The organism is uncultured Dokdonia sp. (genome assembly GCF_947492815.1).
Taxonomy (GTDB): Bacteria; Bacteroidota; Bacteroidia; order Flavobacteriales; family Flavobacteriaceae; genus Dokdonia.
On the sequence record NZ_CANLOB010000074.1, the window covers coordinates 1 to 1,159 of the forward strand.

General features: G+C 37.3%; 1 protein-coding gene. It reads left to right on the top strand.

The window, feature by feature from the left end; translation table 11 throughout:
* The coding region (locus Q1A01_RS23565; RefSeq protein WP_299686014.1) for a T9SS type B sorting domain-containing protein at window positions 1–1,159 on the top strand (1,159 nt) is incomplete at both ends.

Here is a 1,159-nt window from a genome sequence, read left to right on the forward strand (position 1 = left end):
TACTCTTCTTTAGAATAGAGAATGATGATACGGATTGTGTTTCCTTTGGAAGTGTCATCTTTACTGTAGAGAGTCGTCCACTAGCAAATCCTGTAGATGATATTGTACAATGTGCCGATGATCCAGGAATCAATGGTATTCCTGATCAGGATAGTGCTACTTTTGATTTAACACAACAGAATGCTGTGATTACAGGCGGAGAGCCAACAACATCTGTGGTGTATTATACATCTTTAGAAGATGCACAGAATATGGAGAATGAGATTCTTGATCCAACAGCTTATGTAAATACAAGTGATCCTCAGACAATTTATGCACGAGCGATTAATACCGCTAGTATGTGTGAGTCTACAGATGTTATAGAGTTTATGATTTTTGTAAACCCATTACCGTTTACAGATTTAGAAGAAGGAGGAGAGATTTGTGTAGATGAGATTACAGGAGAAGCATTAGATCCATTTATTTTAGATGGAACTGTGGAGGATCCAATTACAGGAGTGAGTTATTCGTATACATGGCGAAGAGATGGTACGGTGATTTCATTTGATCCTACAGTATTAGTAGATCAACAAGGCGAATATGAAGTGACTATTATAGCAGCGTATCCAAATGGAGAGCCTCCATGTAGTTATGTAGCTAATACGAGTTATGTAGCAGTAAGTGCACCAGTGTTTGAAGCTGTGGTATTGGAAAGCTCATTTAATCCAGGTGGAGTCTATACGGTAGAGATACAGAATGTATCAGGATTTAATAGTACTCTAGAAGATTATGAGTTTGCTATTGATGATGGTCCTTTCCAATCGAGTACTACTTTTACAGGAGTAACTCCAGGAGATCATATTGTATTTGGAAGAAGAATTACTGGAGAGTGTAGTATCTCTCAAGTGGAGATAGGAATTATTGATTATCCTCGATTCTTCACACCAAACAGTGATGGCTTCCATGATACATGGAATATTTTAGGAATAGGAGTAGCGCCTAATCTAAATGCACAGATTTATATCTTTGATAGATATGGAAAGTTATTAAAACAAATCAGTCCAACCAGTGAAGGATGGGATGGTACCTTTAATGGACAATTAATGAACTCAGATGATTATTGGTTTAGAGTAAACTTTACAGAACCTGATGGACTAGGAACACAAAGAGAGTTTGTAGG